The organism is Arthrobacter terricola, assembly GCF_004354015.1.
GTDB lineage: Bacteria > Actinomycetota > Actinomycetes > Actinomycetales > Micrococcaceae > Arthrobacter > Arthrobacter terricola.
In genome coordinates this window covers 31,185-56,775 of sequence record NZ_SMRU01000019.1, presented here as the reverse complement: position 1 = coordinate 56,775, position 25,591 = coordinate 31,185, and the positions used below count along the sequence as shown (strand labels likewise).

The window sequence follows — 25,591 nt, the reverse complement described above, 5'->3', positions numbered from 1 at the left end:
AGGAACCCTCGATGGATCATTCCACCGAGATTGCCATTATTGGGTCAGGTATCAATTCCCTGGTAGCTGCCGCGGAACTGGCCCTCGCGGGGAAGAGCGTCTGCCTCATCGAACGCAAGGAAAAGCTTGGCGGTTTCATCGATTCAGCGGAACGGACTTTGCCTGGATTTATCCATGACACCTTCTCCTCATGGCATCCACTTTTCGTCTCCGGAGGAGCCTACGAAGTCTTGAAGGGTGAACTCCATGACCGCGGACTGGAGTATTGCAACACCGAGGGGGCCGTAACGGCCAGCGTGGCCGCCGATCCCGGGACGGGCGCGCCCAAGGTAGTCATTGCGTACCGCGACCCGGCAAGCACAGCCACCGCCCTGCAGTCACCTCGCGATGAGGCGGCGTACCTGGCAATGCTGGATGATTTGGGACGCAATGCCGGTACCATTTTCGGGGCCTTCAGCGCGGAGCTGCGCTCGTTCAGGGAAGTCATGAAGATCGCCTTGGGGGCGTTGAAGCGAGGAAGGTTCCGGGACACGGAGGATTTCCTAAGGGACGCGGTCATGAGTGGCCGCAACTACCTCAGGAGCCGGTTCGACGGCTGGGAGACGGACCAGCTCTGGTCGCCTTGGCTGCTTCATGCCGGTCTCGGTCCTGACCAGTCAACGGGCGGTGTCATGCTGCCGGTCATGGCCTTGAGCATGCACGCTCATGGGCTTCCGGTGGTCAAGGGCGGGGCAACCAACTTCGTGCGTGCGTTCGAGTCTCTTCTACGGGACAAGGGCGTCCGCATCCTCGTGGACACCGAGGTCGAGGAGATACTCGTCGACGCGAAGGGCGTTTCCGGCGTGAAGACGTGCCGCGGCGTGGTGCGGGCGCGCACTGTCCTGGCCAATGTCTCTCCCCAAGCGCTGTACTCAAGGCTGTTGCGCCAGCCGCCAGCAGGAGCCGCAGAAGCAGCGGCGCGCTACCAGAATGGACGGGGTGCGATGCAGATCCACCTTGCATTGGACATGCCCGTCAAATGGCTGGATTCGCGGCTGGATACCGTTCCCCTGGTGCATTTGAGCAACGGCTCGGACAGCACCGGGATCGCGTGCGCACAGGCCGAAGCAGGCCTGCTGCCGGCGGAGCCCACCGTGGTGGTTGGTCAGCAGTGCGTTCTGGATCCTTCGCGGGCGCCCGCCGGGAAGGCCACCCTCTGGCTGCAACTGCAGGAGGTGCCCTTTGAGCCTGTCGGGGATGGTGCTGGATTGCTCGCCGTTGATTGCGGCTGGACGCGGGAGCTCAAGGAAAAGTACATGGAGCGGGTTCTGTCCCGGCTTGAGCGCTTTGCACCCGGTACCCGGGACTCTGTCCTGGCCTGGGACATCATCGCACCAACGGACCTTGCGGCAGAGAACCCGAATGCCGTGAAAGGCGACCCCTATGGCGGATCGGCGGAGCTCTTCCAAAACCTGCAGTGGCGGCCATTCCCTTCGGCGGCAAATCACAAAACCTCGATCAAAGGGCTGTGGCACATCGGTGCCTCGACCCACCCAGGTCCGGGGCTTTCCGGCGGTTCGGGCCATTTGGTCGCCCAAAAACTGACCTGAACCACGGTCAAACCAATAGGAGAACAATCAGGACAGGTGCCCCGACGAGGAAACGGAAGGGTCCGGGGCTTCCGCGGAAGCCCCGGACCCTTCAGGCACGTTTTACTAGTTCGTCCCTACGACCGAGGACGCATAGCGCTGGGCCTTGGGGCCCAGCAGTGCGTGCAGTTTGGTGAAGAGCTCTTGTGCGGCAAGGCCGTGCCAGTTTGCGGGAAGGTACTCCTCAGGCAATCCCGGATCCATGTAGGGCAACCTTCGCCACTGGGTCACCATTGGAACGTAGTCCGCAAATGCCTGCCTTAGCAGCTCAGGCGAATCCAACGCATCCGCTTCCAGGTGCACCCACCGCTGCAGCACCGGTTGATGCCGCTCCAGGAATTCCTGGTAGAGGGCTTCCAACGACGGCAGGTCCCACCATTGGCCGACCTTCTCATGGATGTGGTCTTCCGTGAGGTGCGTTGCCTTGAAAAGGTCAACGTAATCCATCAGGCCGGCACGGTCCACTTGCTGTTCAACTTCGTGGGCCAGATTTCCAGGGGCGATCCACAAGCCGGGTGCGACCTGCCCGCAGCCGACGCGAGTCAGGATAGTACGCAGCTTATGCCTGAGATGTCGCTGGGATTCCGGAACCGAGAAGGATGCCAAAAGCCAAGCATCACCCTTTTTTGCCCGGCGGGGAGCGAAAATCCGTTCATCACCTGCAGTAAAAATATCCTCGAGATCGGGCGACAGCTTATAAGCCGCCGAGCCGTCTCGTTTCAAGCTGACAAGTACGCCACGCTTCTTCAATCGTGACACTGAAGAGCGCACGCCTCCGGATTCAACGCCAAGGTCCCCCAGCAGTTGGATCAGGTCCGCAACGGCAAAAGTGCCGTCCTGATTGCGTGCGTATAGGCCGTAGACAGTGACGATGAGGTGCTGATGCCGGGGCATCGGGGAAATGTCGGCGACGACATCGGCTGTGGCCATTCAGCATTACCTCAGATTGTGATATTTCGGGTTGGTTTACAGTCATAGGCTACATCCCGCACGACTTGGAGCTTCCGCGGCAGTCGCCTGGTTGGCGGCCATTTAGATGTAAATGAGGCCTGCCCACGGCATCGCAACAGGTTTGGTACCACCGAATACGGACTTGAACTCTTCCTCGAGCACGGCCCGCACGGTCACATCCTGCGCGTCGTCCTTGGTTTCCTCCGAGTATGAAGCGGACATCGTTGTCTCCTCGTATCGAGCACATGGATTCGTTCACGGGATGTGTCCGATATCCATGCGGCATGAATCAAGTATATAGAGCTTCCATTACGCCCGTAAAGATAGCGCGATACTTTTGTTCAACTTGGGTTACGATCGTTAGGGAACCGACGCCTCCAGCGCTCGGCAATTGAGAGGAGCCCACAGTGGACCGGATGTCCGGAACGAACCCGCGCGCCAGCGTTACCCGCGCCGTGGAGTGGGTGGACACGGATGCCTCAGGCCATCAGCACAACTCGGCGATCATGCGCTGGGTAGAGGCCGCGGAGGCCGAGCTCTTCCTCCGCACCCTTAAGCTGCCCGACTATTTCCCGACCGTTCCCCGCATTCATCAGGAGATTCACTTCAAGGCCAAGCTTTGGTTCGGCCAACAGATCACCGCAACCGTGGGCGTTGCCAAACTCGGCAGGACGTCGATGACCTACGCCTTCGAAATTCATGGCCATTCGAATGACGGCCAGCCGGGCGCGCTTGCCGCCTTTGGAACAGTAACAGTGGCCCACGTGCCGCTAGGCTCCTCCAAAGCGCAGCCCTGGCCCTCGGCGGTCGTGGAAGCTGTAGCATCCCGGGAAGGCGCGGTCGCGCCCGGGGAAAGAACAGCAATGTAGCGGCAACGCAAAACCCCCGGTGACGCCCCCGCCGCTCTTGCGAGAGGAAACCGCCACCGGGGGTTAGCTATTCAGCCCGCCGAACCATCCGCCGTCGGGCGCTCTTGGGGAACGCCCGGATACTTTTAGTGATCCTGAATGACCGCGATTCCCTGGATTTCGATCAAGGCCTCTTTCTGCCAGAGGCGGGTGACGCCGATTCCCGCCATCGCCGGGTATTCCGAACCGGCCATTTCGCGCCAGATCCGTCCGATTTCCTTGCCGTTGGCGATGTAGTCATCCACATCGATCAGGTAGATCGTGACGGACACCAGGTCCTCCGGCTGCCCCCCGGCCTCCCTGAGGGTAGTGAGGACATTCGAAAATGCCTGCCTGAACTGCTCGACAATGCCGCCCGCGACAATCTCCATGTCCTTGTTCAGCGCCGTCTGGCCGCCGAGATACACCGCATTTCCGGCAAGGATGCCATGCGCATAACCGGACGGCTTGGCCAGTGATTCAGGATTGACTGTCTTCTTGCTCATTGATGCTCCCTTGTGAATCCGCTTCGACTTCGGCTTTGAAAAGGCCCCTTGTCCGGGTCCTTGCGTCGTGCTACCTTGAGCATATGTGACGACCGTAAAAAAGTCGACATATCAAAACAGAAGGGAACCAGACGGATGAAACTGGCCACACTGCGCACCGCGGAGGGCACGACGGCGGCCCTCGCCGTCGGTACCGACGGTTACCTGCCGCTGCCCTATCCGAGCGTTGGCGTGCTCCTGGCCGACTCCGTCTGGCGGACCACCGTCGAGGAAACCGTCCAGGCAAACGGGTCTATCGGGTCACCGGCGCTGGCCGGGACTATCAAGGCCAGCGATGCGGATTTTGCCCCCCTGCTGCCCGAAGCCGGAAAGGTCATCTGCTGCGGATTGAACTACGGGGACCACATCCTTGAGATGGGCCGGAACCTCCCGGAATACCCCACGCTTTTTGCCAAGCATGCGGACACGCTTACTGGCGCAAATGACACCATCGAGGTCCACGGCAGCGAAAAGATCGACTGGGAGGCCGAACTCGCCGTCGTGATCGGAAGCCACATTTTCCGGGCGGACGAAACCGAGGCCCAAGCGGCAATCGCCGGCTACACCGTGGCCAACGACATTTCCATGCGCGACTGGCAAAACCGCACATTGCAGTGGTTCCAAGGAAAAACGTTCGACGCGACGACCCCTGTTGGCCCGGTGCTCATCACCGCCGACGAGGCCGACGGCCACTTTGTGGTCCAGGGATTCGTCAACGGGGACCTGGTCCAGTCCGGAAACACGGACACCCTTGTGTTCGGCCCGGCCCGGCTCCTTTCCTACATCTCGCAATTCACCGCCCTTCGGCCCGGCGACCTTGTCCTCACGGGCACGCCGGGAGGAGTCGGGATGGGAATGACGCCTCCCCGGTTCCTGCAGGACGGAGACGTCCTGACCACCGAAATAGCAGGCATCGGACGCCTGGAAAATACGATCCGCATCATGTCAAACGGCCCGGCGGACGCTTCGCGCACTCCGGCCGCCATCGCAACAACCAAGGAGTAGAGACCATGACCGAATTGACCGAGCCCACTCTGTACCGCACCGAGGGAGACAACTCGATCTACGCCGGACCCGACGGCAAGGTCGTCCCCGTTGTCACCCGGGCCGGGCACGAAGACACCAACACCGCCCAATCGGGCGACTGCATCCGGGTCTCAGGAGTCTCGATCCAGCACACTCCCGCCACGAAGATCTGGTTCGGACAAGTATCGAACACTCCTGGCTACCGCTCCCTTCCCCACCACCACGGTGAAGCCGAGACCGGCGGCTATGTGCTCCGTGGCTACGGCCGGATCTACTACGGCGAAAACTACTCCGAATACCAGGACATGAAAGCCGGCGACTGGGTCTTCGTGCCCCCGTTCATGCCCCATGTCGAAGCCAACATGTCCGTCACCGAAGAACTCGTCTGGCTCACCACCCGCACACCGGAAAACATCGTGGTCAACCTCGAAGATGTCCCGGACGAAACTCTCGCCGACTACCGGCGGGCATGATCCCATGAACACCCCGGCCTCCACCCAAACCCTGACTTCAGCAACGTTCCTGCGCGCCATTGACCTGACCCGGGTCCCTGCACTGGTTTATGACGAAGCATACGAGGCAACCACACAGTACGTGCCCTGGCCCAAGGCCTACGGCGGAGACATGGTGGCCCAATCCGCGGCTGCAATGATGCGCTCGGTCGACGACGACCGCTCGCTGCACTCTATGCACAGCTACTTCATGCGACCGGTCGATGTGGGATCGACCGTGCGGTATGAGGTGGAACGCCTGCGTGACGGCCGGGGCTACTCCACGCGCAGCGTCCGCGGATACCAAAACGGCAAGGCCGTCTTCGCGGCGCTGGGTTCCTTCCACGTCCCCGAGGACGGCGCCGAACTCCAGCCGGTTGCACCCGAGCACATGGCAGCCGGTGGACTCGACCCGGAATCCCTCCGAAGCGCGGCCGAGATTCTGGCTGACGAGCAGGGTCCTGCCGCGAAGTACTGGTCTACAGGACGCAGTTTCGACATGCGCCACGTCCCCGGCCCCGTCTACGTCGAGGTCGAAGGCGGCCACGAACCGCACCAGGCCATCTGGGTGAAGGCATTCGGGAAGCTGCCGGACAGCCCCGATGAGCGTCTGAACGCAAACCTGCACCGGGCCGCCCTTGCCTACGTCTGCGACTACACGATCCTCGAGCCCCTCCTCCGGGCCCAGGGTCTGCACTGGTCCTCCCCCGGCCTCACCACCGCCAGCCTGGACCACTCCATGTGGTTCCACCGCGAAGGACGAGTGGACGAGTGGGTCCTTTACGCCCAGAAAGCAGTGTCCGGCCAAAGCAACAGAGGACTGGCCCTGGGCCATTTCTTCGACCAGGCAGGCCGCCTGCTCGCCACCGTCGCCCAAGAGGGCATGATCCGACCCGGATCCTAATCCGACATCAAAAGCACGAACCATAGAAGGAGTGGCCATGAGCACATCAGCCCATGTGGACACCTTTACGCGGGACCACCTGCCGCCGGCCGCGACGTGGCCGGCCCTTGAATTCACCCTCCCCGAGCTCCAATACCCCGATCAGTTGAACGCCGCCGCCGTTCTCGTCGATGACAGCATTGCACGTCATGGTGCCGACCGCCCCGCGCTGCGCACCCCTGACGGAACCGTCTGGACCTACGGCGAACTTCAGCTTCGCGCAAACCAGGCGGCACAGGTACTCACCGAGGACTTCGGCGTAGTGCCGGGGAACCGCGTGATGCTACGCGGACCCAACAACCCATGGATCGTCGCCGCCTGGCTCGGCGTGATCAAAGCAGGTGCCGTTGTTGTCACCACCATGCCGATGCTGCGCGCTACCGAGATCCAGACACTGATCCAGCTGACCAAGCCGGTGGTTGCACTTTCGGACCACCGCTTCATGGACGACATGGCTGCCGCAGCAGGCGGCGACGTCGCCGTCCTCGCCTACGGAGGCGCGGGCATCGACGATTTCGCCGCCCGCTGCGCGGCCAAGAGCGGCACGTTCACCGCCGTCGATACGGCGGCGGACGACGTCGCGATCCTCGGCCCAACCTCCGGTACCACCGGCACCCCCAAGATCACCATGCATTTCCACCGTGACATCCTGGCCATTGCCGACACGTTCGCCCGCTACATCCTCCAGCCAACAGCCGACGACGTCTTCGCCGGATCTCCACCGATCGCATTTACCTTCGGACTCGGCGGGCTGGTCATCTTCCCACTCCGCTTTGGTGCCTCCGCGCTCCTTACCGAACGTGCGACGCCGGTTGAGCTGGCTGAGCACGCGGCCGCTGCCGGAGCATCAATTCTCTTCACGGCACCCACCGCCTACCGCGCCATCCTCAAGGCAGGGCGCGGCGAGCTGCTCAGCCGACTGCGGGTCGCAGTCTCCGCTGGCGAGCACCTGCCCAAAGAAACCTGGCAGGCAGTCTACGACGCGACAGGCGTCCGCTTGGTAAATGGCATTGGCGCCACGGAAATGCTCCATGTGTTCATCTCAGCTACCGGCGATGACAGCCGGCCCGGCGCAACGGGCAAGGCAGTCCCGGGTTTCCGCGCAACGATCATTGACCAAGACGGTGACGAACTTGGCCCCAACCAGCCCGGCAGGCTTGCCGTCCTCGGACCGACCGGTTGCCGCTACCTCGACGATGAGCGCCAATCCCGGTACGTCTGCAACGGTTGGAACATCACCGGTGACACCTTTGTGCGGGACGAGGCCGGGTACTTCACCTACCAGTCCCGCTCCGACGACATGATCGTCTCTTCCGGCTACAACATCGGAGCCCCGGAGGTGGAGGCCGCCATCAACCAGCACCCGGACGTCGTCGAGAGTGCCGTCATCGGGCGGCCGGACCCCGAGCGCGGAAGCGTGGTCTGCGCCTTCATCGTCCTGCGCGAAGGCGTCGAGGGCGACGACGCAAAACGGAAAGAACTCCAGGACTTCGTCAAGCAGACCATCGCGCCCTACAAATACCCGCGCGACATTCGGTTCGTCGATGATCTCCCCCGCAATCCCAGCGGCAAACTGCAGCACTTCAAACTGCGGCAAAGTCTCGAAAACAACAACGACCAGCTAGCCCACGCGGCAGCAACCCCAGCCTAGAAGGAACCGATCCATGAAGATCGCCATCGTCGGAGGCGGCCCCGGAGGCCTGTACTTCGCAGCACTGATGAAGCAACTCGACCCGTCACACGACATCACGCTCTGGGAACGCAACGCCGCGACCGATACGTTCGGCTTCGGCGTCGTATTCTCCGACGAAACGCTGGGCGGCATCGGAAACGCCGACCCCGTGGTCGCCGACTACATGAGCCGGCGGTTCGCCCGCTGGTCGGACATCGACATCCACTTCCGTGGCGAGACGCTGACCGTCGGGGGTCAGGGATTCGCAGCCATGAGCCGCAAAGAATTGCTGGAACTGCTCCAGCGGCGCTGCATTGAACTCAACGTTGACGTGCGCTTCCAGACCATGGCTCCCGCGATCGAGGAACTCGAGGCCAACTACGATCTTGTCCTGGCCGCCGACGGCGTCAACTCGCAGATCCGCGCAAAGTACGCCGAATTCTTCGGACCCGACGTGGATCCGCGGGCCAACAAGTACATGTGGCTCGGGACGGCCCAAGTGTTCGAGGCCTTCAAATTCTTCGTGAAGGAAACCCACTACGGCACCATGCAGATCCACGGCTACCCTTACTCGGACGAAGGATCCACGTTCATCGTCGAAATGCACGAGGACGTCTGGCGGGCTGCCGGCTTCGACGAAACCGCCAACGAAGTCTTCCCTCCCGGCGTCTCCGACGAAAAGGCCATCGCCAAGATCCGCTCCATCTTCGCTGAGGAACTCGACGGCTACGAGGTCCTGTCCAACAACTCCAAGTGGCTGAACTTCAACACCGTCCGCAACCAGAGCTGGCGCCACGGCAACGTCGTCCTGCTTGGCGACGCTGCCCACACGGCCCACTTCTCCATTGGCTCCGGCACCAAGCTCGCCATGGAAGACTCCCTCGCTCTCGCAGCCTGCCTGCACGAGCACGCCGACCTCGAGGCGGCTCTTTCCGCCTACGAAACCGAGCGCAGGCCCGTGGTCGCCTCCACCCAGCGCGCCGCCCAGGCTTCGCTGGAGTGGTTCGAACGCATTGGCCAGTACAAGGACCAGGACCCGACGCAGTTCGCCTTCAACCTGCTGACCCGCAGCCGCCGTATCACCCAGGAAAACCTGCGCCTCCGCGATCCTGAATTCGCCGAAGCCGTGGACCGCAACTTCGCTGAATCCCAAGGCTTGGCACAAACCGTTCCGGCCATGTTCCAACCGTTCCGGATCGGCGGACTCGAACTGAAGAACCGCATCGTGGTTTCATCGATGGACATGTACTCCGCTGTTGACGGCGTCCCGGGCGACTTCCACAAAGTCCACCTCGGCTCCAAGGCACTGGGCGGCGCCGGCCTGGTCATGACCGAAATGGTCTGCGTGTCCGAGGCAGGACGCATCACTCCCGGCTGCACCGGGCTGTACACCGACGCCCAGCGGGACAGCTGGAAAGAAATCGTGGAGTTCGTCCACGCCAGCTCGACGGCGAAGATCGGCGCGCAAATCGGACACTCCGGCCGCAAGGGCTCCACCAAGCTCATGTGGGAAGGCATCGACGAGCCCCTCGAATTCGGGAACTGGGAAACCGTTGGACCTACGGCACTGCCGTACGGTCCCGGCAACCAGACTCCGGCGGAACTGGACCGTGCCGGCATGGACGCGATCAAAGCCGAGTTCGTGGCCGCCGCCCGCCGTGCCGACGCGGCCGGCTTCGACCTCCTGGAAATCCACGCCGCCCACGGCTACCTGCTGTCCTCCTTCATCTCGCCGGTCTCCAACCAGCGGGCCGACGAATACGGCGGCAGCCTGGAGAACCGGCTGCGGTTCCCGCTGGAAGTGTTCGACGCCGTTCGCGCGGCTTGGCCCGCAAGCAAGCCCGTGACGGTGCGCATCTCCGCGACCGACTGGATCCACGGCGGAAACACCTCCGACGATTCCGTCGAGATTGCCCGCGCCTTCGTGGCCCACGGCGCAGCCGGACTGGACGTCTCTACCGGCCAGGTCGCCAAGGAAGAGAAACCAGCTTTCGGCCGCAGCTACCAGACGCCTTTCGCTGACCGGATCCGCCAGGAAGTCGCCGCCCCGGCGGGCGTCGCCGTGATCGCCGTCGGCGCCATCTCCAGCTACGACGACGTCAACTCGATCCTCCTCGCCGGCCGTGCGGACCTCGTCGCATTGGGCCGTACCCACCTGTACGACCCCCAATGGACCCTGCACGCGGCAGCTGAGCAGGAATACCAGGGCGAGGGCGCACAATGGGTCCCGCAGTTCAGGGCAGGCCGGCGCAAGCCGCCGAGTTCCCGTACCGATGCCGTGCGCCCCCGGCTTTCCCTGCTTCGGGAGCCCGAGTCAGAGGGGCAGTCCGCCCACCTGCGTTGGAAGCCCGCGAGCCTGGACACCGCAGCAGTGCCCGCACACTAGGGCCGACACCTGGACACGCGCCGATCGTCCAAGCCATCTTGGGCGATCGGCAATCGGCAATCGGCGACCCGATCCCGGCTATGCGGGTTGCAATGAGCGGCCCGCCAATGCGGAAGCCCTCTGGCGGGCCTGCTTCGGCATCGCCCAGCCGATAACAGCGGATCCCAAGATCCAAAAGCCACCGTGGCAGGCAAACCGCAATACCCAGTGCTCCCAAGCTAATCCTCGCGGTCGATTTCCAGATAGTTGAGGCCGCTTAGGTCCAGCCAGTAGCGTGTTGGGGTTTCCACAAGGCGCAGAAGCACTCCCTGGCAGTCGCGGCAGCGCACAACGATTCCGGGCGCGTCGATGAAGACCATCGCCTCGCCAACAGCCTTGACCGAGCCGCAATGCCTGCAGCGTCCGAGTGCGGCGATGATGTCGATGCGGAACACTTCGGACAGGGCGCCGGCCGCGGCGTTCCCGTCGACATGCAGGACCGGCTCATGCCGTGCCGCCGCGATGTCCGGGTCCCCGGAGTCCGGGACAGCAAAGTTATCGGAGCCGTTCACCGGGTACCTCCTGTTCCGCCGAACCGTTCGGTCTTGATCGATTCCGAAGAATAACCGGCCGTTACCAGCCAGTCAGCAACGGTCTCCACGAAAACTGTCTGGCCGCAGACAAACACGTCCGGATTCTCCTCGGGCGGAAAAATCTTGCCCAGAAGGGCTTCCGATGTAAGGCGAGCCGGCCCGGCCGGCCAGCCCTCCGGCGTCGAGCGCGTATAGACGTAGTCGATCATCAGCTTGGCTGATTCCCGCCCCAAGCGACGCAGCTCGTCGCGGTAAAGCGATGACTCGGGGGACTTGAGGGAATAGAGCAACCTGAACGGCGCCTCGTTGCCGGAGGCCTGATGGGCTCGGATCATCGACATCAGCGGCACCACACCGGATCCTCCCCCGATCAGCTGCACCCGATTCATGTTGCCCGGCTGCCAGACAAACCATCCACCCACCGGCCCCCGGATTTCCAGCTTGTCCCCGACCTCCAGGTCCCGGACAAGGTACGGCGACACTTCGCCTTCATGCAGTTCATCCACGGTGATTTCCAGATGTCCGTCCGTGTCGGCCGAAGCTACCGAGTAGGACCTGACGGCGGTGTACCCGTCCTCCGCGGTAAGGCGGATGTCAATGTGCTGTCCGGCAAGATGCCCCGCCAAGCCATCCACCCGCAGCCTGATCGTCCGGGCCGTTGCATTTTCCGGGAAGCCATCGACCACTTCAGCAACGCGCCACACCGAGCTCACGGAATGTGCCTCACGAGTACCGTTCCTCACGCCACGGATCGCCATGAAGATGGTAGCCATTCGATTCCCAAAAACCCGGAGCTTCTTTCCCCGTCAGTTCCAGACCATGAATCCATTTGGCGCTCTTCCAGAAGTACAGGTGCGGCACCAAAAGCCGTGCCGGACCCCCGTGGGCCCGTTCGAGAGGCTCGCCGTCGAACTCCCAAGCCACCCATGCCTTGCCTTCCAGAAGATCCCGGACCGGAACATTGGTGGTGTAGCCGCCGTAGGAATGGGCGGTGGTGAACCCGCCCGTGGTTTCCACGCCCTCCAAGAGGGTATCCAACGACACCCCACGCCACACGGTCCCCAATTTCGACCAGCTGGTCACACAGTGAATGTCCTTGGTGATCTCATCCTGTGGCAAGGCCATGAACTCCTCCCAAGACCAGGAGAGCCGCCGGCCATTCTCCATGGCGATGAAGAACTCCCATTCCTCGAGCGGGATCAGCGGAGCGGGACCCGCCGTAAGGACGGGAAAGTCCCGTGTCTCGTGCTGCCCCGGAGGCAGCGCAGGATTTCCGGACCGCCGTCCACGAAAACCAGAAGAAACGATACCCACGATGCACCTCCGCAACGGAGCCCACCCGGCCAACGACCATTAATGCCCTAACCATAGGACAACCCCCGGGCGCGGTCTAGGGAACACCAAGACCCGACCAGCGTGTCGGTTGAATAGGCGTAGTCCTGAACCGTGGAGTCCGACGAGGATTGGGGGTCCTTACCTTCATTGAAGCCCCTCCGGCCTGCTACCGCGGCCTGCGGACCGGATAGCCGAGACGTTCCAGGCACTCTTCAGCTCAGTCAGCGCGAATGCAAGGTCTTCGATGGCCTGGAGCCACAACCGTCACCCTGAACCGTTCACCACGGCGTCAGAGCCGTGAACGGTTCAGGGTGGCGGATGGACTCTCTCCGAAGCGTTCTACGTAGTACGCCGCAAATCGCCCCAAATGGGAAAGCCCCACCTTGGCGGCCGCCGTGGCCACCGTAAGGCGCTCTGCCATGCTCCGGTCGAGAAGAAGGGCCCGCGCCCGGTCGAGTCGCATTTCGCGCAGGACTTGCGCCGGACTCGTGCCGAGACGTTCCGCGAAAGCGGTGTGGAGTTGCCGAGAGCTGATCCCGACCGCGGCCGCGATGTCCTCCACTGTCAGCGTTTCGGCGAGGCGGGCATCCATGAGTTCCCGAGCGGCGCTGACATATCCAGGTCCCCGCGACTGGACCGTCGGGCTTTCCAGCGCGCGCCACGGCGAGACGATCGACGATGACAGGTGGGGTGCGAGGCCAAGGGTCATCGTCGACAGGAGAGAGGACACAAGGGCATTGATCGTGATTTCCTCCGGGCGGTCCGCGCCGCTGCTCAGCACCCTGCAGGCTTCCAGCCATGCAGATTCGACCAGGCGCGGCGATGCCAGTCGCAACGGCTCCTCGGACGACAGGAAAAGGGGCGACCGTAGCGGCTTCGACTGGAGTCGCTCAATATAGTCTTCGATGACGGCAGCTGGCGCGGAACCAACCAAGGCTCCGGCATGAGGATCCGGGGCCATCCTTGTGCTGTGGCACGAACTGAGGGCAAACGGCTCCCGGGCGATCCACTGGTGCCCGTTGGAGCCGACTGCCATGGGGCCAAGTGGCAGGACGATGACTACTTGTCGACCAGACGGAGGACTGTCCACGACGACCGGCGCTCCGTAGGCCACATGGACAATTCCGAGGGGCCCGAGTTGGAGTCCATCGGCCGTTCCATCAAGCCAGCGCCCCTCCCGAACCATCAACTGATGGTGCTCATTCGTCAGGGCATCCACCGCATTACGGATCTCGCGCGCTGACTTAGTCCTGGCCAGAGGCCTGCCGCCCAATGGTCGGTCCGGGGCCGAACCGGCTGCGGGTGGCAGGCCGTCGTTCATCACGTGTCTCCTCGAAACGAGCTTACTTCCATGCTACGAGGTTCTTGTGACGCACGTCATGCAGAATGCGCCGGCACCTGCACGGGCATCCGCACGCCACGCTCCTCCAACCTGGGGAGGACTTCCTGGGCGAAGTACTCGAGTTCACCGGCGTAGTCGACGAACGCCAATGTCATGCCGTCGAAGCCGGCCGCTTGAATCCGCTCGATCGAGTCGGCAACGTCGTCGGGAGTTCCGAACATCGGCAGGGAACCGTGCCCGGAAGCGAACCTTCCCCGCATGGTGGCCAGCATCTCGGGAGTGAAGGACTGCGCGTGCAGGCCCTGGAGCCCCATCAGGTAGTCCACAGCTCCCCAGTCTGCGTTCTCCTCGGCGTAGTAATGGACGAATTCCTTCGCCTCTGCCCGGGTTGGCCGACACACAACATGGCCGAGCGTAACGACCCCTACCGAGCGTCCATACTGGACTCGCGCTTGGGACTTGAGTCCGGACGCGATGCTTGCGCCGGTTTCCACATCGGGGATGATCGTGAAGACGAAGTCCGAGTTCCTGGCGGCGAAATCCCGGCCCTGGCTCGACGAGCCGGCGTTCAAGACGGGAAGTCTTCCCCCGAATGGCTTGGGCTCGGATTCGATGTGCTGCAAGTTGAAGTAGGTGCCCTTGTAGTCGAAGATCTCGCTGCGTGACCACGTGTCGCGGACCACGTCCCACCACTCTTGCGCGAATTCGTAGCGGGCGTCGTGCTCCTGGGGCATCGAGACGCCCATGGTTTCGTACTCGGGCTGGTTCCATCCCGCGACGATGTTCAGGCCCGCGCGGTTGCCGCCACCGATCTGATCGAGCGTGGCCAGCGACTTCGCAATGGCAAGCGGGTGGTTGAATGCGGTGTGGATGGTGGAGAACACCGAGATCCGCTCCGTGGATGCAAGGAGGCCCGCGGCCCATGCAATGGGATCCAGGACGCTGCCGTGAAAGTTCGTGTCGCCCTTGTAACCGATCCAGCGGGCAATAGGGAGCAGGAAGTCGATGCCGACCTCGTCTGCAATCTTTGCCAGCCTGAGATTGTCCGACCAACTGGCGCTCCAGCGTTCCGGAATCGTGGTCACGGCGAGTCCCCCGGAGCAGTTCGGGGAGAAGATGCCGAGTTTGAATCCCCGGCCGTCAAGAATGCTGCGGTTCATGCGAGTTCCCTTGTCTTTCGATTGAAAACGATGGTTTCTGGAAATGGTTTAGCGAGGCTCGATGCACACAACTTCGCCGATGATAATGACGTGGTCGCCGCCGTCGTACGTCTTCCACGCGCGGCAGTCCAGCCTGACGCATCCCGCTTCGAGCGCCGGTGTTCCCACGGCGGTGGCGTGTGTTGTGAGTCCCGCGAATTTGTCGGTCCCCTTTGCCGCGAATCGAGGGACGAGGTGGACATCCTCCTCGTCGAGGATGTGGATGGAAAAGGACGGTGTTCGGCACCAGGCCTCGAAGCTGCTTGAGTTGCGGTCCACGCACCATGAGACGAGCGGCGGCTCCAAGGAGACCGACGTGAAACTGTTCGAGACGAGGCCGATCCTGGTTAGGGGCTCAGGACCCGCTGTGATCACCGCGATTCCACTGGCCCAGTGGCGCATCGCCTGACGCAGCTCATGTCCTTTGATTGGCGATTCAAGTGTGGTGGTTTGCATGGGTTTCTCCGACGTCGTGCTGTTCCGGCGAGTTCTCGGTGTCCGAGCGAGGTGATATCCATGGTGTCCCCCATCACATAGGCCTGGCTATCCGATTCCGGAGGCATGTTGTCCAAAAACGGCGGTCGCGAATCGGGGCGCACCGATACGTCGGTAAAGCAGATCAGTACCGCCGCCCCGGACACCGTCAGCCACCTTGCTGCTTCCGTCCGAGGTGCGTGGTCGCGCTACCTGCGGAGGCTCTCGGAGGACGGTTCTCAGGGGACGATCGAAGCAGGCACGGTCCTGGCAGCGGTTTGCTTCAAGCTGAAGGGACTGGATCCGGCGCATCCGTATCCAGTCCCTTCAAGATGTTCAATGTCCTTGGAAGGCCTCTGCCAGCCACCAGGATCCGCCGTCGGAGGCAATCTTGGCGTCGATGACCAGCGGACGGCCCTGGAATCCGGAACGGAACGCGTCTGCCCACTCTCTTACCGGCTGCAGGTCGTCAAGAGTCCGCACCGTCACCCCCTCGGCACCGAATCCCCGGGCAATGGCAGCAATATCCGTATCCGGGAAGGTAACACTGTCCAGGTCGACGGAATCGTCGTGTCCTGCGAAGTGATGGACTTCGGCTCCATAGGCGGCGTCGTTGTAGACGATGCACACGAGCGGCAGCTTGAGGCGGACTGCGGTCTCCAGTTCGCTGATGCCCATGAGGAAGCCGCCATCGCCTGCGCCGAGGACCGGCAAACGCTCCGGTTGGGCGACGGCCGCACCGATTGCCGTGTAGAGGCCAAGTCCGATGGCTTGGAAGGCCTGGGTGAAGCAGAAGCCGAACTCGTCGGGCACGGACAGATACTGGCTCGGGTAGCCCATGAAATTACCGGAGTCCACCGAAACGATCCGGTTCGCGGGAAGGATCGTGTCAAGTTCCCGGCTGAGGACGCGCGGATCGATCGAGGTCGCCGTGGAGAGGTCAGGCGTGTCCACGTCGCGCCACCGGGAAAACTCCTTGATGGTCAGAGCGTTGGCCTCCGTGCGATATTTTTCCGCAGGTTCCGGCTGCGCGCTCTTGAGCACGTCCAGTGCATCAGCGGCGGTCAGGGCGCAGTCCCCCACTACACCTAGCGAAATCGGCCTGTTGGCACCGAGCGAGGCATCCTCGACGTCTACCTGGACCACTCTCGTCCCGGGCGAAATTAGCCTGCCGTGCCGCATGGTCCACATGTTCAGCGTGCAACCCCACCCGACAATCAGATCTGCTCCACTGATGAGTTCCGCCGTCGCTGGCGACGAAAAGCCCCCTGAGATGCCCAGGTTGAACCCGGCACCGTTGAACAGGCCGCTGGCCACTGCTGAAGTTGCTACCAGCGCGCCCGCGTGCTCGGCAAGAGCCAGGATCGCATCCCTGGCCCCGCGGCCCCCGCGCCCGGCCACGAATACCGGGCGCTCGGCTTCCTGGACGATCCGAACGAGCCGCTCGACAGCGGTTGGCTCGGGACGCAATCGAGGGGTGTCTTCGAGCGCTACTGAGTCCAGCGTGTCAGCGGCTGAGCCGCCCTGCACGTCCAGAGGCAGGCTGAGTACAACCGTGCGCCGTTCGTTGACAGCTGTCCGGAACGCCCTGACGGTATCGGCCACGGCCGACTCGGTTGAATGTATCCGCTCGGCCACTGCACCGACGCTGCGCGCCAAGGCGTCCTGATCGATCTTGAAGTTGGATCGGACCGCTGCTCCTTGGGTGTCCGCGGTCAGAACAATAAGCGGTGTCCGGCTCTTGGCTGCCTCGCCGATGCCCGTGATCGCATTGCTCAGTCCGCACCCCTGATGCGTCGTCACCACGCCAACTTTGCCGGACATCCGGCCATAGGCGTCGGCCATGGTCGCCGCGCCGCCCTCGTGCCTGGCTGCTGTATAGGGAACACCTTCCAGCATGAGCGCGTTCGTGACATCAAAATTGCCGCTTCCCACCACCCCGAAAACATGGCCGACACCTAGCTTGGCGAGCGTCCTGCCAACGAGGGTGGAAACCCGTATGGACTCGCTCATGACGCCTCCACCAGTGCATAAGCCCGGGCCGGGCTGCCAGTGCCACCCACGATCGGGAGGGGCGCAACAACCAGGGTCGCACCGGTGGTGGGAAGCCTGTCGACGTTTCGAAGGGAGGTCAGACCGTACTTATCCGCTCCGAGAAGAAATGAGTGAACAGGGAACATGGGATCGAGGTTGGCGGCCTGACCGGCGTCGATCCCGACGGTTTCCACTCCGAAGCCGCTAATGCTGGCATTGGCTGCCAACCACTTTGCACCCTCCGCCGACACTCCCGGGGTGTGAGGCCCGGCTGAATCTGCGTTGACGAAATCCGCAGCGTTTCCACCCCGTGCCGACCATCCGGTCCTGAAAATCACCCAGCAGTTGCCCGGCAATTGCCCGTGCTCCTCCTGCCATTGTTCAAAGTGCTCAGGCTCGAGCAGGAAGTCCGGGTTCCGGGCCGCTTCGGTGGTTTTGTCGATGACAACAAGGGGACCCACAAGACGCCCAGGCTCGATTTGGTCGACGGACTTGCCGTCGCGCCCGGTGATCCAATGGACTGGCGCGTCCAAATGCGTACCCGCGTGTTCCCCCACGGTGACGTCGTTCCACGCCCACGCCGGACCGGCGTCGTCGAAATTGCTCACGGGCGAGAGGCTCAGACCCACTGTGTTGGCGAGGGGCTGCGGCAGGTTCAAGATGGGTGTGTCACTGCTGAGGGGAGTGGTCAGGTCGACGACTTCTATCGAGCCATCTGCTAGGGCTCCGACGAGTCCGGCAAGTACAGACATTGTGCTCCTATGCGGTTGATGTTGAGATCGAACGGACCCCACGGTTTCTCTGTTGTGCCGTCCCTTAGGCGCGACGGCAAGCCGAATCAGCCCCGGCCGGATCTGGCCAGCAATTGACTGCCAGTTGCGGCACGACCCGTCCGCTGTCCGTCAATGGAACCGCGATCGGGCCGGAGAGTTGGTCATGATTCTATCCAGTTCCCGCCAGATTTTGTAGAGCTTTTTTTGCGATAGAAAAATTTTCTCTACACGGGGCGACGGAGGCATTCCCGAAGGGAAACTTCCTGCAGAGCTACTGGCCCGCCGGACTCCCCCGGTACGCGTCCGACTCCACCAAATGAGACTCAGGAGACCATCATGACTGCCATCTACACCTGGGACGGCTTCACAACCATGGACGGCTTCGGCTCGCATAACGCCCACGTCGACTGGGGCGGTTACTGGGGTAAACAAGGTCTCCAGTTCCTGGACCGCCGCGCCGCGCAGTACGGCGAGGAACTGCGGCCGGTCCTCGAACCAGACCGGAGACGCGCCGATCTTCGCCAGGCCGCCGATTTCGACCTGGAGCTGATCGAGATCCGTACCCTCGACGGATGCCCAGGGCTGGGCCGGCACTGTCACGACTCTCTTCGAGATCGGTGGCGGCGAGTTCGACTCGCGTAACCTTTTCCCGGTAGGAACTGTCACTGAAGATCCGGCGACAGGTTCAGCCGCCGCGGCTTTCGGCGCATACCTCCGGCTGCTTTCGCTCGTCCAAACACCAAGCCGGGTGATTGTGCACCAAGGCAGCCACGTGGGCCGCCCGAGTGTCCTCACCGTCGATATTCCTCCGCACGGCGGCATTGTCGTGGGTGGAGAAGCCGTGGAGATCGCTGAAGCCTCGTAAGCGGCGGGGTTCACCGGACGAAGACAGTAAGGCAAGTCTCCGAGACCAATCTCCTGTTCTCCAACGAACGTACAGGTAGCGAGAACTCCAGTTAGGAAGCGCCCTGATTGTTTACGGTGGCAATCAACATGGTCACTGTTTTGCCAGATCCGGCGCGCGAGAGGACAAGGTGAGCTTGCCGGGGAGGAAGAATCGGGGCAGGCCAGACATAACCTTCCGATAGGTCTCAATCCGCCCGGGATTAGGCTCGTGCTCCCACATCCGGCGACTGCTGGCAGCCGGAGCGGGCCAGCGGGGTGTGTCGCTATTTGTTCTTTCCGCGTGCGGCTACCCGCCAGCGGTCCACGATCTGCCCGCCGCTGATGACTGTGACGTCATCAACAAGATTTACCGCCACGCACACGTGGTTCGGTATCACCCGCAACCGGTCTCCAAGAGCCGGCAACCCGGCCTCCTCGGGCCAGACCACGGTGGCATGATGTTCCGAGAGCGCCGTAATCCGCGCGTCCGGGTAGTCGAGCAGGCGCCCGAAACCGGTGGTCCAGGCAGGTCGGTCTCCGCCAAGGATTTTGCTGCCTGAGTCCAGGATGACCCGCCGCGGTATGACGTCGTCGCCCTCATGCCGGCTGACGACGGTCGCTGCAACAGTGAGTGCAATGTCCTCAGCCGCGCACCGTTCCAGTTCCAGTTGCTGGGCGTCACCAAAGACGTAAACGCCGGGACGGACCTCGGTGGCAACTGAATCGCCGGTGAGGGTGGCTGTGGGGGTTGATCCTCCGCTGCGCTGGATGATCTCAAATCCTGCCTGGGCGAGAAGGTCCGAGGCCTGCCCGAGGGCCAGTTGCTCCTCTTGAGCTGCTTTCAAGGGCATACCCGGGGCGTAGCTGTGTCCGGGGAAGGTAAACACTCCCCTGACGCGAAGGCCGGCGCGCTCTGCGGCCTGCGCCACGCCAACGACTGCTGCGGGTGCGATTCCGCTGCGGTGATGCCCGCTGTCGATTTCCAGGAGCACATCGAAATCACCGGCTGATTCGCCTAGTGATGCTGCCATGGCTTCGGCTGCTTCCGGTGAATCCAGTCCCACTGCGATCTTCGTCGTGGCAGCGAGCCGGCGCAGCCGTTCGGCCTGCCGGGGGCCGACCCAAAGGGGATAAGCGATGAAGATGTCGGTGACTCCTTGGTCTGCGAAGACCTCAGCTTCACCCAAAGTAGCCACCGTTATACCCACTGCCCCGGCCGCCAGCTGCAGTTGCGCAATTTCGGGTATCTTATGGGTTTTCACATGCGGTCGAAGCTTCAGCCCTTTGGCGTGGACGGCGGCAGCCATGCGGTTAATGTTCTGCTGGAGTACGTCCCTGTCGATCAGGATCTCCGGGGTGTCGACTTTTTCGGGGATCGTCATCGCTGGTTCTCTTTCTTTAGGCCGGGCACCCCAGAAGTCTAAGTGGTGTATCAAACAGGCCGTATCAATTCTTGGTGGAATCGCAGACCGTGCCAGGCTTCTTTGCTTGGCTTTGTGATCCAGCGTCGGTGCTCAGCATGTAGCCGCTGAGGTTTTCCACTTGAGCGCGGTCCAGCCGGCTGGTTGCGGCATCAAGGGTTCTCACTAGCGGCCATATGAGCAGACGGCCACCCATGGCGCAAGTGACCGTAAAAGCGCAGATAGTCAGAAGCTGAATGCCGACGCCGGGCTGCGTGGGCTCGCCGAATAGAGCCGCCATTATCAGAGGCGTGCAAGCGGCAAAACCCGCCAGTCCGAACACCAATACGTGAACGAGCTGCGATCTGACGGGTCTGAGGAGCAGTGCGGCGGCAACGGAAAGCGGCAATGCCGGGATAGAGACCATCGCGATGATGGTGAATTTGGCCAGACCCCAACCGATAAATGATTCGATGCCCTCAAAGCCGGACACGGTAACCGTAAGGACCAAAGCTGGCAGCGACAACGCTGCGACTGCAGCGAACGCACCAACGGCGTAAGCCAGCGGTCCTGTGATTACCCGATGTGTTGGCTTGGGAGGATTTCGGGTCCCGAATTCCCTAATGATTCTGAGGGCTTTCCGGCCCGCGCCCAAAACCGTTGACCGACTGCGGCCCGTGGCACTATTTGACACTTCTCCCCCGTTGTCAGTGGTCCCAACGGGAAGTTCCTTGAAAGTCTCGCTGGCTCTGCCCCGAGCCAAGCATAAAACCCGTGCGTGGGTTGTTCACGACCGGCGATTCAGCTAGGCAGCAGGCACGAAGCGAAGACCAGAACACCACTGACGAGCCGGCCACGAGGCCGCGGGTCATGGCATCAAGCCTAGGCGGCACCCGGCACACGCGACAGGGCACGAAGCGCCGTGTGGGAGTCATGAGCGGGCCAAAAAGGCACGAAGACCCTGACCCGCCGGTGAAGGATCCGGCCTGTGATGAATTCCGGACCGGGCGTGCCGGGTGTCCACATGATGGATGCCACCGTTCTGCCCCGCCAGGACCACCCTCACGACCTTTCCACGCAAAAATCCGGGAAGCGCCCTGCGGTACGCGAACGGGCCGCCGTGCAGAGGCCCCGTCTTCCCCGATCCCCATGAACCTCCATGGCGCCATCCCGCAGCCGGCTAACCAGCACCGACCGCCTTACGCGTTTGTGTGTCGGGGTCATCCGGACTTTTCCCGAGTTATTATGAATAGCTCAGAATAAGTGGTTGAATAAAGACATGTCCCAGTTCACGGCCCTCCCCGGGAAGCGACCTTCATGGTCAGAGCAGCTCCGTGCCGGCGGCCGACGCGTGACGAAGCAGCGCCTGGCCGTGCTGACCGCCGTCGAGACCCGGCCGCACTCCACGGCGGAAGCCGTCCTTGAGGCAGCCCGGCAGGAACTCCCGGCCATTTCCGCGCAGGCGGTCTACGTCGTGCTCGGGGATTTGACTGAGTTGGGTATGCTGCGGCGTTTCGAGCCACCACAGTCACCCGCGCTGTACGAGACCCGGGTCAAGGACAATCATCACCACGCCGTCTGCACAGGGTGCGGTCGCATCGAAGATGTGGATTGCGCCGTCGGGCACGCACCCTGCCTGGAGCCGGCCTGGAATGACTCCCAAGAGACCATGACCATCAAGATCGCAGACGTCCTCTACCAGGGGATCTGCCAGGACTGCCTCGAGGCTACGGCTCCGGAGCACCAGCCGGATACCTAAGCTGCGTGCACGGCGAACGACACTCGACAGTTCCCCACTGACACACTTCACCTCTGCAAACACAACACCAACCCGGAAGGAAAACCGTGTCTGAGAGCACCATTTCCCAGTCTGAGAGCGCCATTTCCAAGTGCCCTGTCGCCCATGGCGGCCGTGTGCACCCTACGCAGGGCATCGCCAACAGCGAATGGTGGCCCAACAAGCTCAACCTGAAGATCCTGGCGAAGAACCCAGTGGTGGCGAACCCGCTGGGCTCGGACTTTGACTATGCCGAGGCGTTCAAGGCGCTGGACCTGGACGCGCTCAAGGCGGACGTGGCACAGGTCATGGAGGATTCCAAGGACTGGTGGCCGGCCGACTTCGGCCACTACGGCCCGTTCATGATCCGCTTGGCCTGGCACTCCGCCGGTACGTACCGCTCCCACGATGGCCGCGGAGGCGCCGGCGCCGGCCAGCAGCGCTTCGCGCCGCTCAATTCGTGGCCGGACAACGGCGGCCTCGACAAGGCTCGCCGCCTGCTGTGGCCGGTCAAGAAGAAGTACGGCCAGTCCATTTCCTGGGCGGACCTGCTGATCCTCGCGGGCAACGTGGCTCTGGAGACCATGGGCTTCGAGACGTTCGGCTTCGCCGGCGGCCGCCCGGACGTGTGGGAAGCGGACGACGACGTGTACTGGGGTCCGGAGAAGGTCTGGCTCGACGACGAGCGCTACACCGGCGACCGTGAACTCGAGGCCCCGCTGGCCGCGGTCCAGATGGGCCTGATCTACGTCAACCCTGAGGGCCCCAACGGCAACCCGGACCCGCTGTCCTCGGCCCGCGACATCCGAGAAACCTTCCGCCGCATGGGCATGAACGACGAGGAGACAGTGGCCTTGATCGTCGGAGGCCACACTTTCGGCAAGACGCACGGCGCGCACCCCGACGACCAGCTCGGTCCGGACCCGGAAGCCGCCCCCCTGGAGGCCCAGGGCCTTGGCTGGAAGAATGGTCACGGTACCGGCATGGGTGGCGACACCCTCACGTCCGGCCTTGAGGTCACGTGGACCTACCACCCGACGCGCTGGGACAACGAGTTCCTGCACATCCTCTTCGCCTACGAGTGGGAGCTCATGGAGTCCCCGGCCGGTGCCAAGCAGTGGCGCCCGAAGGACAACGGCGGAGCGGGCCTGGTTCCCGAAGCCCACGCAGGTTCCGGTACCCGCGAACCGCGCATGCTCACGAGTGACCTGGCCTTGCGCTTCGACCCCGTGTATGAGCCGATCTCTCGTCGGTTTAAGGACGACCTCAGCTCACTCGAAGACGCCTTCGGGCGAGCATGGTTCAAGCTCACCCACCGCGACATGGGCCCGAAGGTCCGGTATCTCGGCAAGGAAGTGCCCGCGGAAGACCTGATCTGGCAGGACCCGCTGCCCGCCGCGCCGGAGCAGACCATCGGCGCAGCCGAGATTGCCGTGCTCAAGGAGAAGATCTCGGCCTCCGGCCTCTCAGTCGAGGACCTCGTGTCCACCGCCTGGAAAGCCGCGGCTTCCTTCCGCGGTTCGGACAAGCGCGGCGGCGCCAACGGCGGACGCATCCGCTTGGAGCCGCAGGCCAGCTGGTCCGTGAACCAGCCGGAGAAGCTCCAGCCGGTGATCGCCGCACTCGAGGAGATCGTTGACTCGTTCAACGCCAGCTCCGCGGTCAAGGTCTCCTTTGCCGACGTCGTTGTCCTCGCCGGTGGCGTGGGCGTTGAGCAGGCCGCACTGGCCGCTGGCCACGACATCACCGTCCCGTTCACCCCGGGCCGCGTGGACGCCACCCAGGAGCAGACCAGCATCGAGCAGTTCGCCTGGCTCGAGCCGGTGGCCGACGGCTTCCGCAACTACGACAGCGGTTTCCTGAAGCTGCCTAGCGAGTACCTCCTGATCGACCGCGCTAACCTCTTGAACCTCTCCGCCCCGGAACTGACCGTCCTCGTCGGCGGCCTCCGCGTCCTAGGCAACAACTGGGACGGCTCGCAGCTGGGCGTCTTCACCGACCGCCCGGGCGCGCTCAGCAACGACTTCTTCGCCAACCTGCTCGAGCTCGGCCTTGAGTGGACCCCGGACGCCGAAGAGAAGACCTACACCACCACGGACGGCCGCTGGACCGGCAGCCGCGCGGACCTGGTCTTCGGTTCGAACTCCGAACTCCGCGCCATCGCCGAGGTCTACGCCTCCGACGACGCGAAGGAGAAGTTCGTGACCGACTTCGCAAAGGCCTGGGCTAAGGTCATGGACAACGACCGCTTTGAACTGAAGAACTAGGCTGGCGGGGGCGCTCCGGCAGCCGCGCGGAGTGCCCGTGTACCCCAGCGGCCGTCATCCCAGGGGATGGCGGCCGCCGGGGGCAGCCAGCATCACTAAGCCGGCGGTTCGCGGGTGGCGCCGCGGCTTGCCTGGCCACAGGGTCGAGCGAGCCTGCGGCGTACTCCGCATACTCACCCGCGACGAATCGTCAGGTCGCCTTGGAACGAAGACTGGTCAGGCGTCCTTGGCTTGCGGGTTTTTTGGGGCACGCCGCCCGTACCTTAGAGCGGCATCCATGAGAGGAGACCTTTTTAGTCCGTCTCAGGTCCCGTGCAGTAGAAACACACCTCGGTGTCGTCACACGTCACGTCGTCGCTTGTGCGCACGGGCTGCTTTGTCGGGATGGCGGTCTCCATGCTGGTCTCCTTGGCGAGGGCCCGGGGGGCGGGCCGTTTTGAATTCTGCAGTGTCGATGGAGTGGCAGGAATCCATAGCCGTCGCAGGCGACGGCTGCCGACGATGAGAGACTTCGCGATCACCAGCCTGATGACATGGGCGAGCGTTCCGCCAGACCGCTTTCGCTGGTATGCACGCCACCGGAATCCGGCGCCCAACAAAACGGGCAGTCCAATGAAAACGCCCCGCCACGGCATCCTGTCCAACGACGGCGGTCGCCTGAGGAGGTTTTCGGGGCTTGGTAGTGTTGCGCCGGGCTGCCGTTGCTCCTTGTGGCATTCAGCTTCTTCATGATGCTCACCTGATTCGTGGACGGGTTCCTCTCTAAATCCTTCACTATTATTGTAGATATGTGATCACAAATCACGCAAGAGTTCTTTTGGCCGCGACCATCGCCAGGTTGGATCCCGCACGCGGGTCAGTCGCAGAGGAGGGCACGGAAGCCGCAGCGAGAACTCTCCCCCGGTGCAGCCGATCCAGGTGTGCCGGTCGGCATCGTCGTGATTACGCTCTGGACGATCGTACCGGTGCAGGCGCTGTTGGGATTCCGTTGGGGACAGTGCTCT

24 protein-coding genes are annotated in these 25,591 nt (G+C 62.9%); 11 read left to right on the top strand and 13 right to left on the bottom strand.

The annotated features are described in order from the left end of the window. The first annotated feature begins 11 nt into the window (after positions 1 to 11). Positions 12 to 1,589: a phytoene desaturase family protein gene (locus E1809_RS16100; RefSeq protein ID WP_133205254.1), complete on the top strand. Its 1,578-nt coding sequence runs from the start codon at positions 12 to 14 to the stop codon at positions 1,587 to 1,589. A 105-nt stretch (positions 1,590 to 1,694) separates the two neighbouring features. Here the strand turns inward: E1809_RS16100 and E1809_RS16095 are convergent, their stop codons facing one another. Together E1809_RS16095 and E1809_RS26745 are read right to left on the bottom strand one after the other, a co-directional pair. Further along, the gene (locus E1809_RS16095) at positions 1,695 to 2,558 is read right to left on the bottom strand and encodes a PaaX family transcriptional regulator (protein WP_133205253.1); all 864 of its coding nucleotides are present in this window, start codon (positions 2,556 to 2,558) and stop codon (positions 1,695 to 1,697) included. 102 nt (positions 2,559 to 2,660) lie between these two features. Beyond that, a complete protein-coding gene (locus E1809_RS26745; protein ID WP_165962347.1) occupies positions 2,661 to 2,801 on the bottom strand; it encodes a hypothetical protein in 141 nt (46 codons plus the stop codon). Between the two features lie 194 nt (positions 2,802 to 2,995). On the opposite strand from E1809_RS26745, the gene E1809_RS16090 reads away from it, so the two are divergent. Continuing rightward, positions 2,996 to 3,448 (top strand): acyl-CoA thioesterase, encoded by a 453-nt coding sequence (locus E1809_RS16090; protein ID WP_133205252.1) that lies wholly within the window; start codon positions 2,996 to 2,998, stop codon positions 3,446 to 3,448. A 125-nt stretch (positions 3,449 to 3,573) separates the two neighbouring features. On the opposite strand, the gene E1809_RS16085 is transcribed toward E1809_RS16090, so the two are convergent. Continuing rightward, the gene (locus E1809_RS16085; RefSeq protein WP_133205251.1) at positions 3,574 to 3,972 is read right to left on the bottom strand and encodes a RidA family protein; all 399 of its coding nucleotides are present in this window, start codon (positions 3,970 to 3,972) and stop codon (positions 3,574 to 3,576) included. A 135-nt stretch (positions 3,973 to 4,107) separates the two neighbouring features. On the opposite strand from E1809_RS16085, the gene E1809_RS16080 reads away from it, so the two are divergent. Genes E1809_RS16080 through E1809_RS16060 form a run of 5 tightly spaced genes read left to right on the top strand, consistent with a single transcriptional unit; the run spans position 4,108 to position 10,529 of the window. Beyond that, a complete protein-coding gene (locus E1809_RS16080; RefSeq protein WP_133205250.1) occupies positions 4,108 to 5,016 on the top strand; it encodes a fumarylacetoacetate hydrolase family protein in 909 nt (302 codons plus the stop codon). A gap of 5 nt (positions 5,017 to 5,021) precedes the next feature. Further along, positions 5,022 to 5,510, top strand: coding sequence for a cupin domain-containing protein (locus E1809_RS16075; RefSeq protein WP_133205249.1), 489 nt, complete (start codon positions 5,022 to 5,024; stop codon positions 5,508 to 5,510). Between the two features lie 4 nt (positions 5,511 to 5,514). Next, a complete protein-coding gene (locus E1809_RS16070; protein ID WP_133205248.1) occupies positions 5,515 to 6,432 on the top strand; it encodes an acyl-CoA thioesterase in 918 nt (305 codons plus the stop codon). Between the two features lie 37 nt (positions 6,433 to 6,469). Further along, a complete protein-coding gene (locus E1809_RS16065; protein WP_251600233.1) occupies positions 6,470 to 8,122 on the top strand; it encodes an AMP-binding protein in 1,653 nt (550 codons plus the stop codon). A 13-nt stretch (positions 8,123 to 8,135) separates the two neighbouring features. Next, positions 8,136 to 10,529: a bifunctional salicylyl-CoA 5-hydroxylase/oxidoreductase gene (locus E1809_RS16060; protein WP_133205246.1), complete on the top strand. Its 2,394-nt coding sequence runs from the start codon at positions 8,136 to 8,138 to the stop codon at positions 10,527 to 10,529. A 218-nt stretch (positions 10,530 to 10,747) separates the two neighbouring features. Here E1809_RS16060 and E1809_RS16055 read toward each other — a convergent pair whose 3' ends face one another. From E1809_RS16055 to E1809_RS16020, 8 genes are all read right to left on the bottom strand, one after another. Further along, complete coding sequence (locus E1809_RS16055; protein WP_235835641.1) at positions 10,748 to 11,080, bottom strand: DUF6510 family protein; 333 nt, start codon at positions 11,078 to 11,080, stop codon at positions 10,748 to 10,750. Beyond that, positions 11,077 to 11,874, bottom strand: coding sequence for a ferredoxin reductase (locus E1809_RS16050; RefSeq protein WP_235835640.1), 798 nt, complete (start codon positions 11,872 to 11,874; stop codon positions 11,077 to 11,079). The genes E1809_RS16055 and E1809_RS16050 overlap by 4 nt, the downstream gene beginning before the upstream one ends. Next, positions 11,825 to 12,415, bottom strand: coding sequence for a sulfite oxidase-like oxidoreductase (locus tag E1809_RS16045; RefSeq protein WP_133205245.1), 591 nt, complete (start codon positions 12,413 to 12,415; stop codon positions 11,825 to 11,827). The genes E1809_RS16050 and E1809_RS16045 overlap by 50 nt, the downstream gene beginning before the upstream one ends. Positions 12,416 to 12,725: 310 nt before the next feature. Next, positions 12,726 to 13,757, bottom strand: a complete 1,032-nt coding sequence (locus E1809_RS16040; RefSeq protein ID WP_215279600.1) for a helix-turn-helix domain-containing protein — start codon at positions 13,755 to 13,757, stop codon at positions 12,726 to 12,728. Positions 13,758 to 13,813: 56 nt separating this feature from the next. Next, positions 13,814 to 14,938, bottom strand: coding sequence for an LLM class flavin-dependent oxidoreductase (locus tag E1809_RS16035; RefSeq protein ID WP_133205243.1), 1,125 nt, complete (start codon positions 14,936 to 14,938; stop codon positions 13,814 to 13,816). 48 nt (positions 14,939 to 14,986) lie between these two features. Further along, positions 14,987 to 15,433 (bottom strand): flavin reductase family protein, encoded by a 447-nt coding sequence (locus tag E1809_RS16030; protein WP_133205242.1) that lies wholly within the window; start codon positions 15,431 to 15,433, stop codon positions 14,987 to 14,989. A gap of 354 nt (positions 15,434 to 15,787) precedes the next feature. Beyond that, entirely contained in the window at positions 15,788 to 17,464 is a 1,677-nt protein-coding gene (locus E1809_RS16025; protein WP_133205241.1) for a thiamine pyrophosphate-binding protein, read from the bottom strand. Further along, positions 17,461 to 18,237 (bottom strand): cyclase family protein, encoded by a 777-nt coding sequence (locus E1809_RS16020; protein ID WP_133205240.1) that lies wholly within the window; start codon positions 18,235 to 18,237, stop codon positions 17,461 to 17,463. The genes E1809_RS16025 and E1809_RS16020 overlap by 4 nt, the downstream gene beginning before the upstream one ends. A 357-nt stretch (positions 18,238 to 18,594) precedes the next feature. On the opposite strand from E1809_RS16020, the gene E1809_RS16015 reads away from it, so the two are divergent. Both E1809_RS16015 and E1809_RS16010 read left to right on the top strand, forming a co-directional pair. Continuing rightward, entirely contained in the window at positions 18,595 to 18,900 is a 306-nt protein-coding gene (locus E1809_RS16015) for a hypothetical protein (protein WP_133205239.1), read from the top strand. Beyond that, on the top strand, positions 18,872 to 19,123 hold the full coding sequence (locus E1809_RS16010; RefSeq protein ID WP_133205238.1) for a PhzF family phenazine biosynthesis protein: 252 nt from the start codon (positions 18,872 to 18,874) through the stop codon (positions 19,121 to 19,123). The genes E1809_RS16015 and E1809_RS16010 overlap by 29 nt, the downstream gene beginning before the upstream one ends. A 304-nt stretch (positions 19,124 to 19,427) precedes the next feature. Here E1809_RS16010 and E1809_RS16005 read toward each other — a convergent pair whose 3' ends face one another. Both E1809_RS16005 and E1809_RS16000 read right to left on the bottom strand, forming a co-directional pair. Beyond that, positions 19,428 to 20,525, bottom strand: coding sequence for a D-TA family PLP-dependent enzyme (locus E1809_RS16005; protein WP_133205237.1), 1,098 nt, complete (start codon positions 20,523 to 20,525; stop codon positions 19,428 to 19,430). A 64-nt stretch (positions 20,526 to 20,589) separates the two neighbouring features. Further along, positions 20,590 to 21,036 (bottom strand): hypothetical protein, encoded by a 447-nt coding sequence (locus E1809_RS16000; RefSeq protein ID WP_133205236.1) that lies wholly within the window; start codon positions 21,034 to 21,036, stop codon positions 20,590 to 20,592. 786 nt (positions 21,037 to 21,822) lie between these two features. Between E1809_RS16000 and E1809_RS15995 the strand changes: the two genes are divergently transcribed. Further along, positions 21,823 to 22,302, top strand: a complete 480-nt coding sequence (locus E1809_RS15995) for a Fur family transcriptional regulator (protein ID WP_133205235.1) — start codon at positions 21,823 to 21,825, stop codon at positions 22,300 to 22,302. Positions 22,303 to 22,388: 86 nt separating this feature from the next. After that, positions 22,389 to 24,587 (top strand): catalase/peroxidase HPI, encoded by a 2,199-nt coding sequence (katG, locus tag E1809_RS15990; protein ID WP_133205234.1) that lies wholly within the window; start codon positions 22,389 to 22,391, stop codon positions 24,585 to 24,587. Positions 24,588 to 25,591: the final 1,004 nt, after the last annotated feature.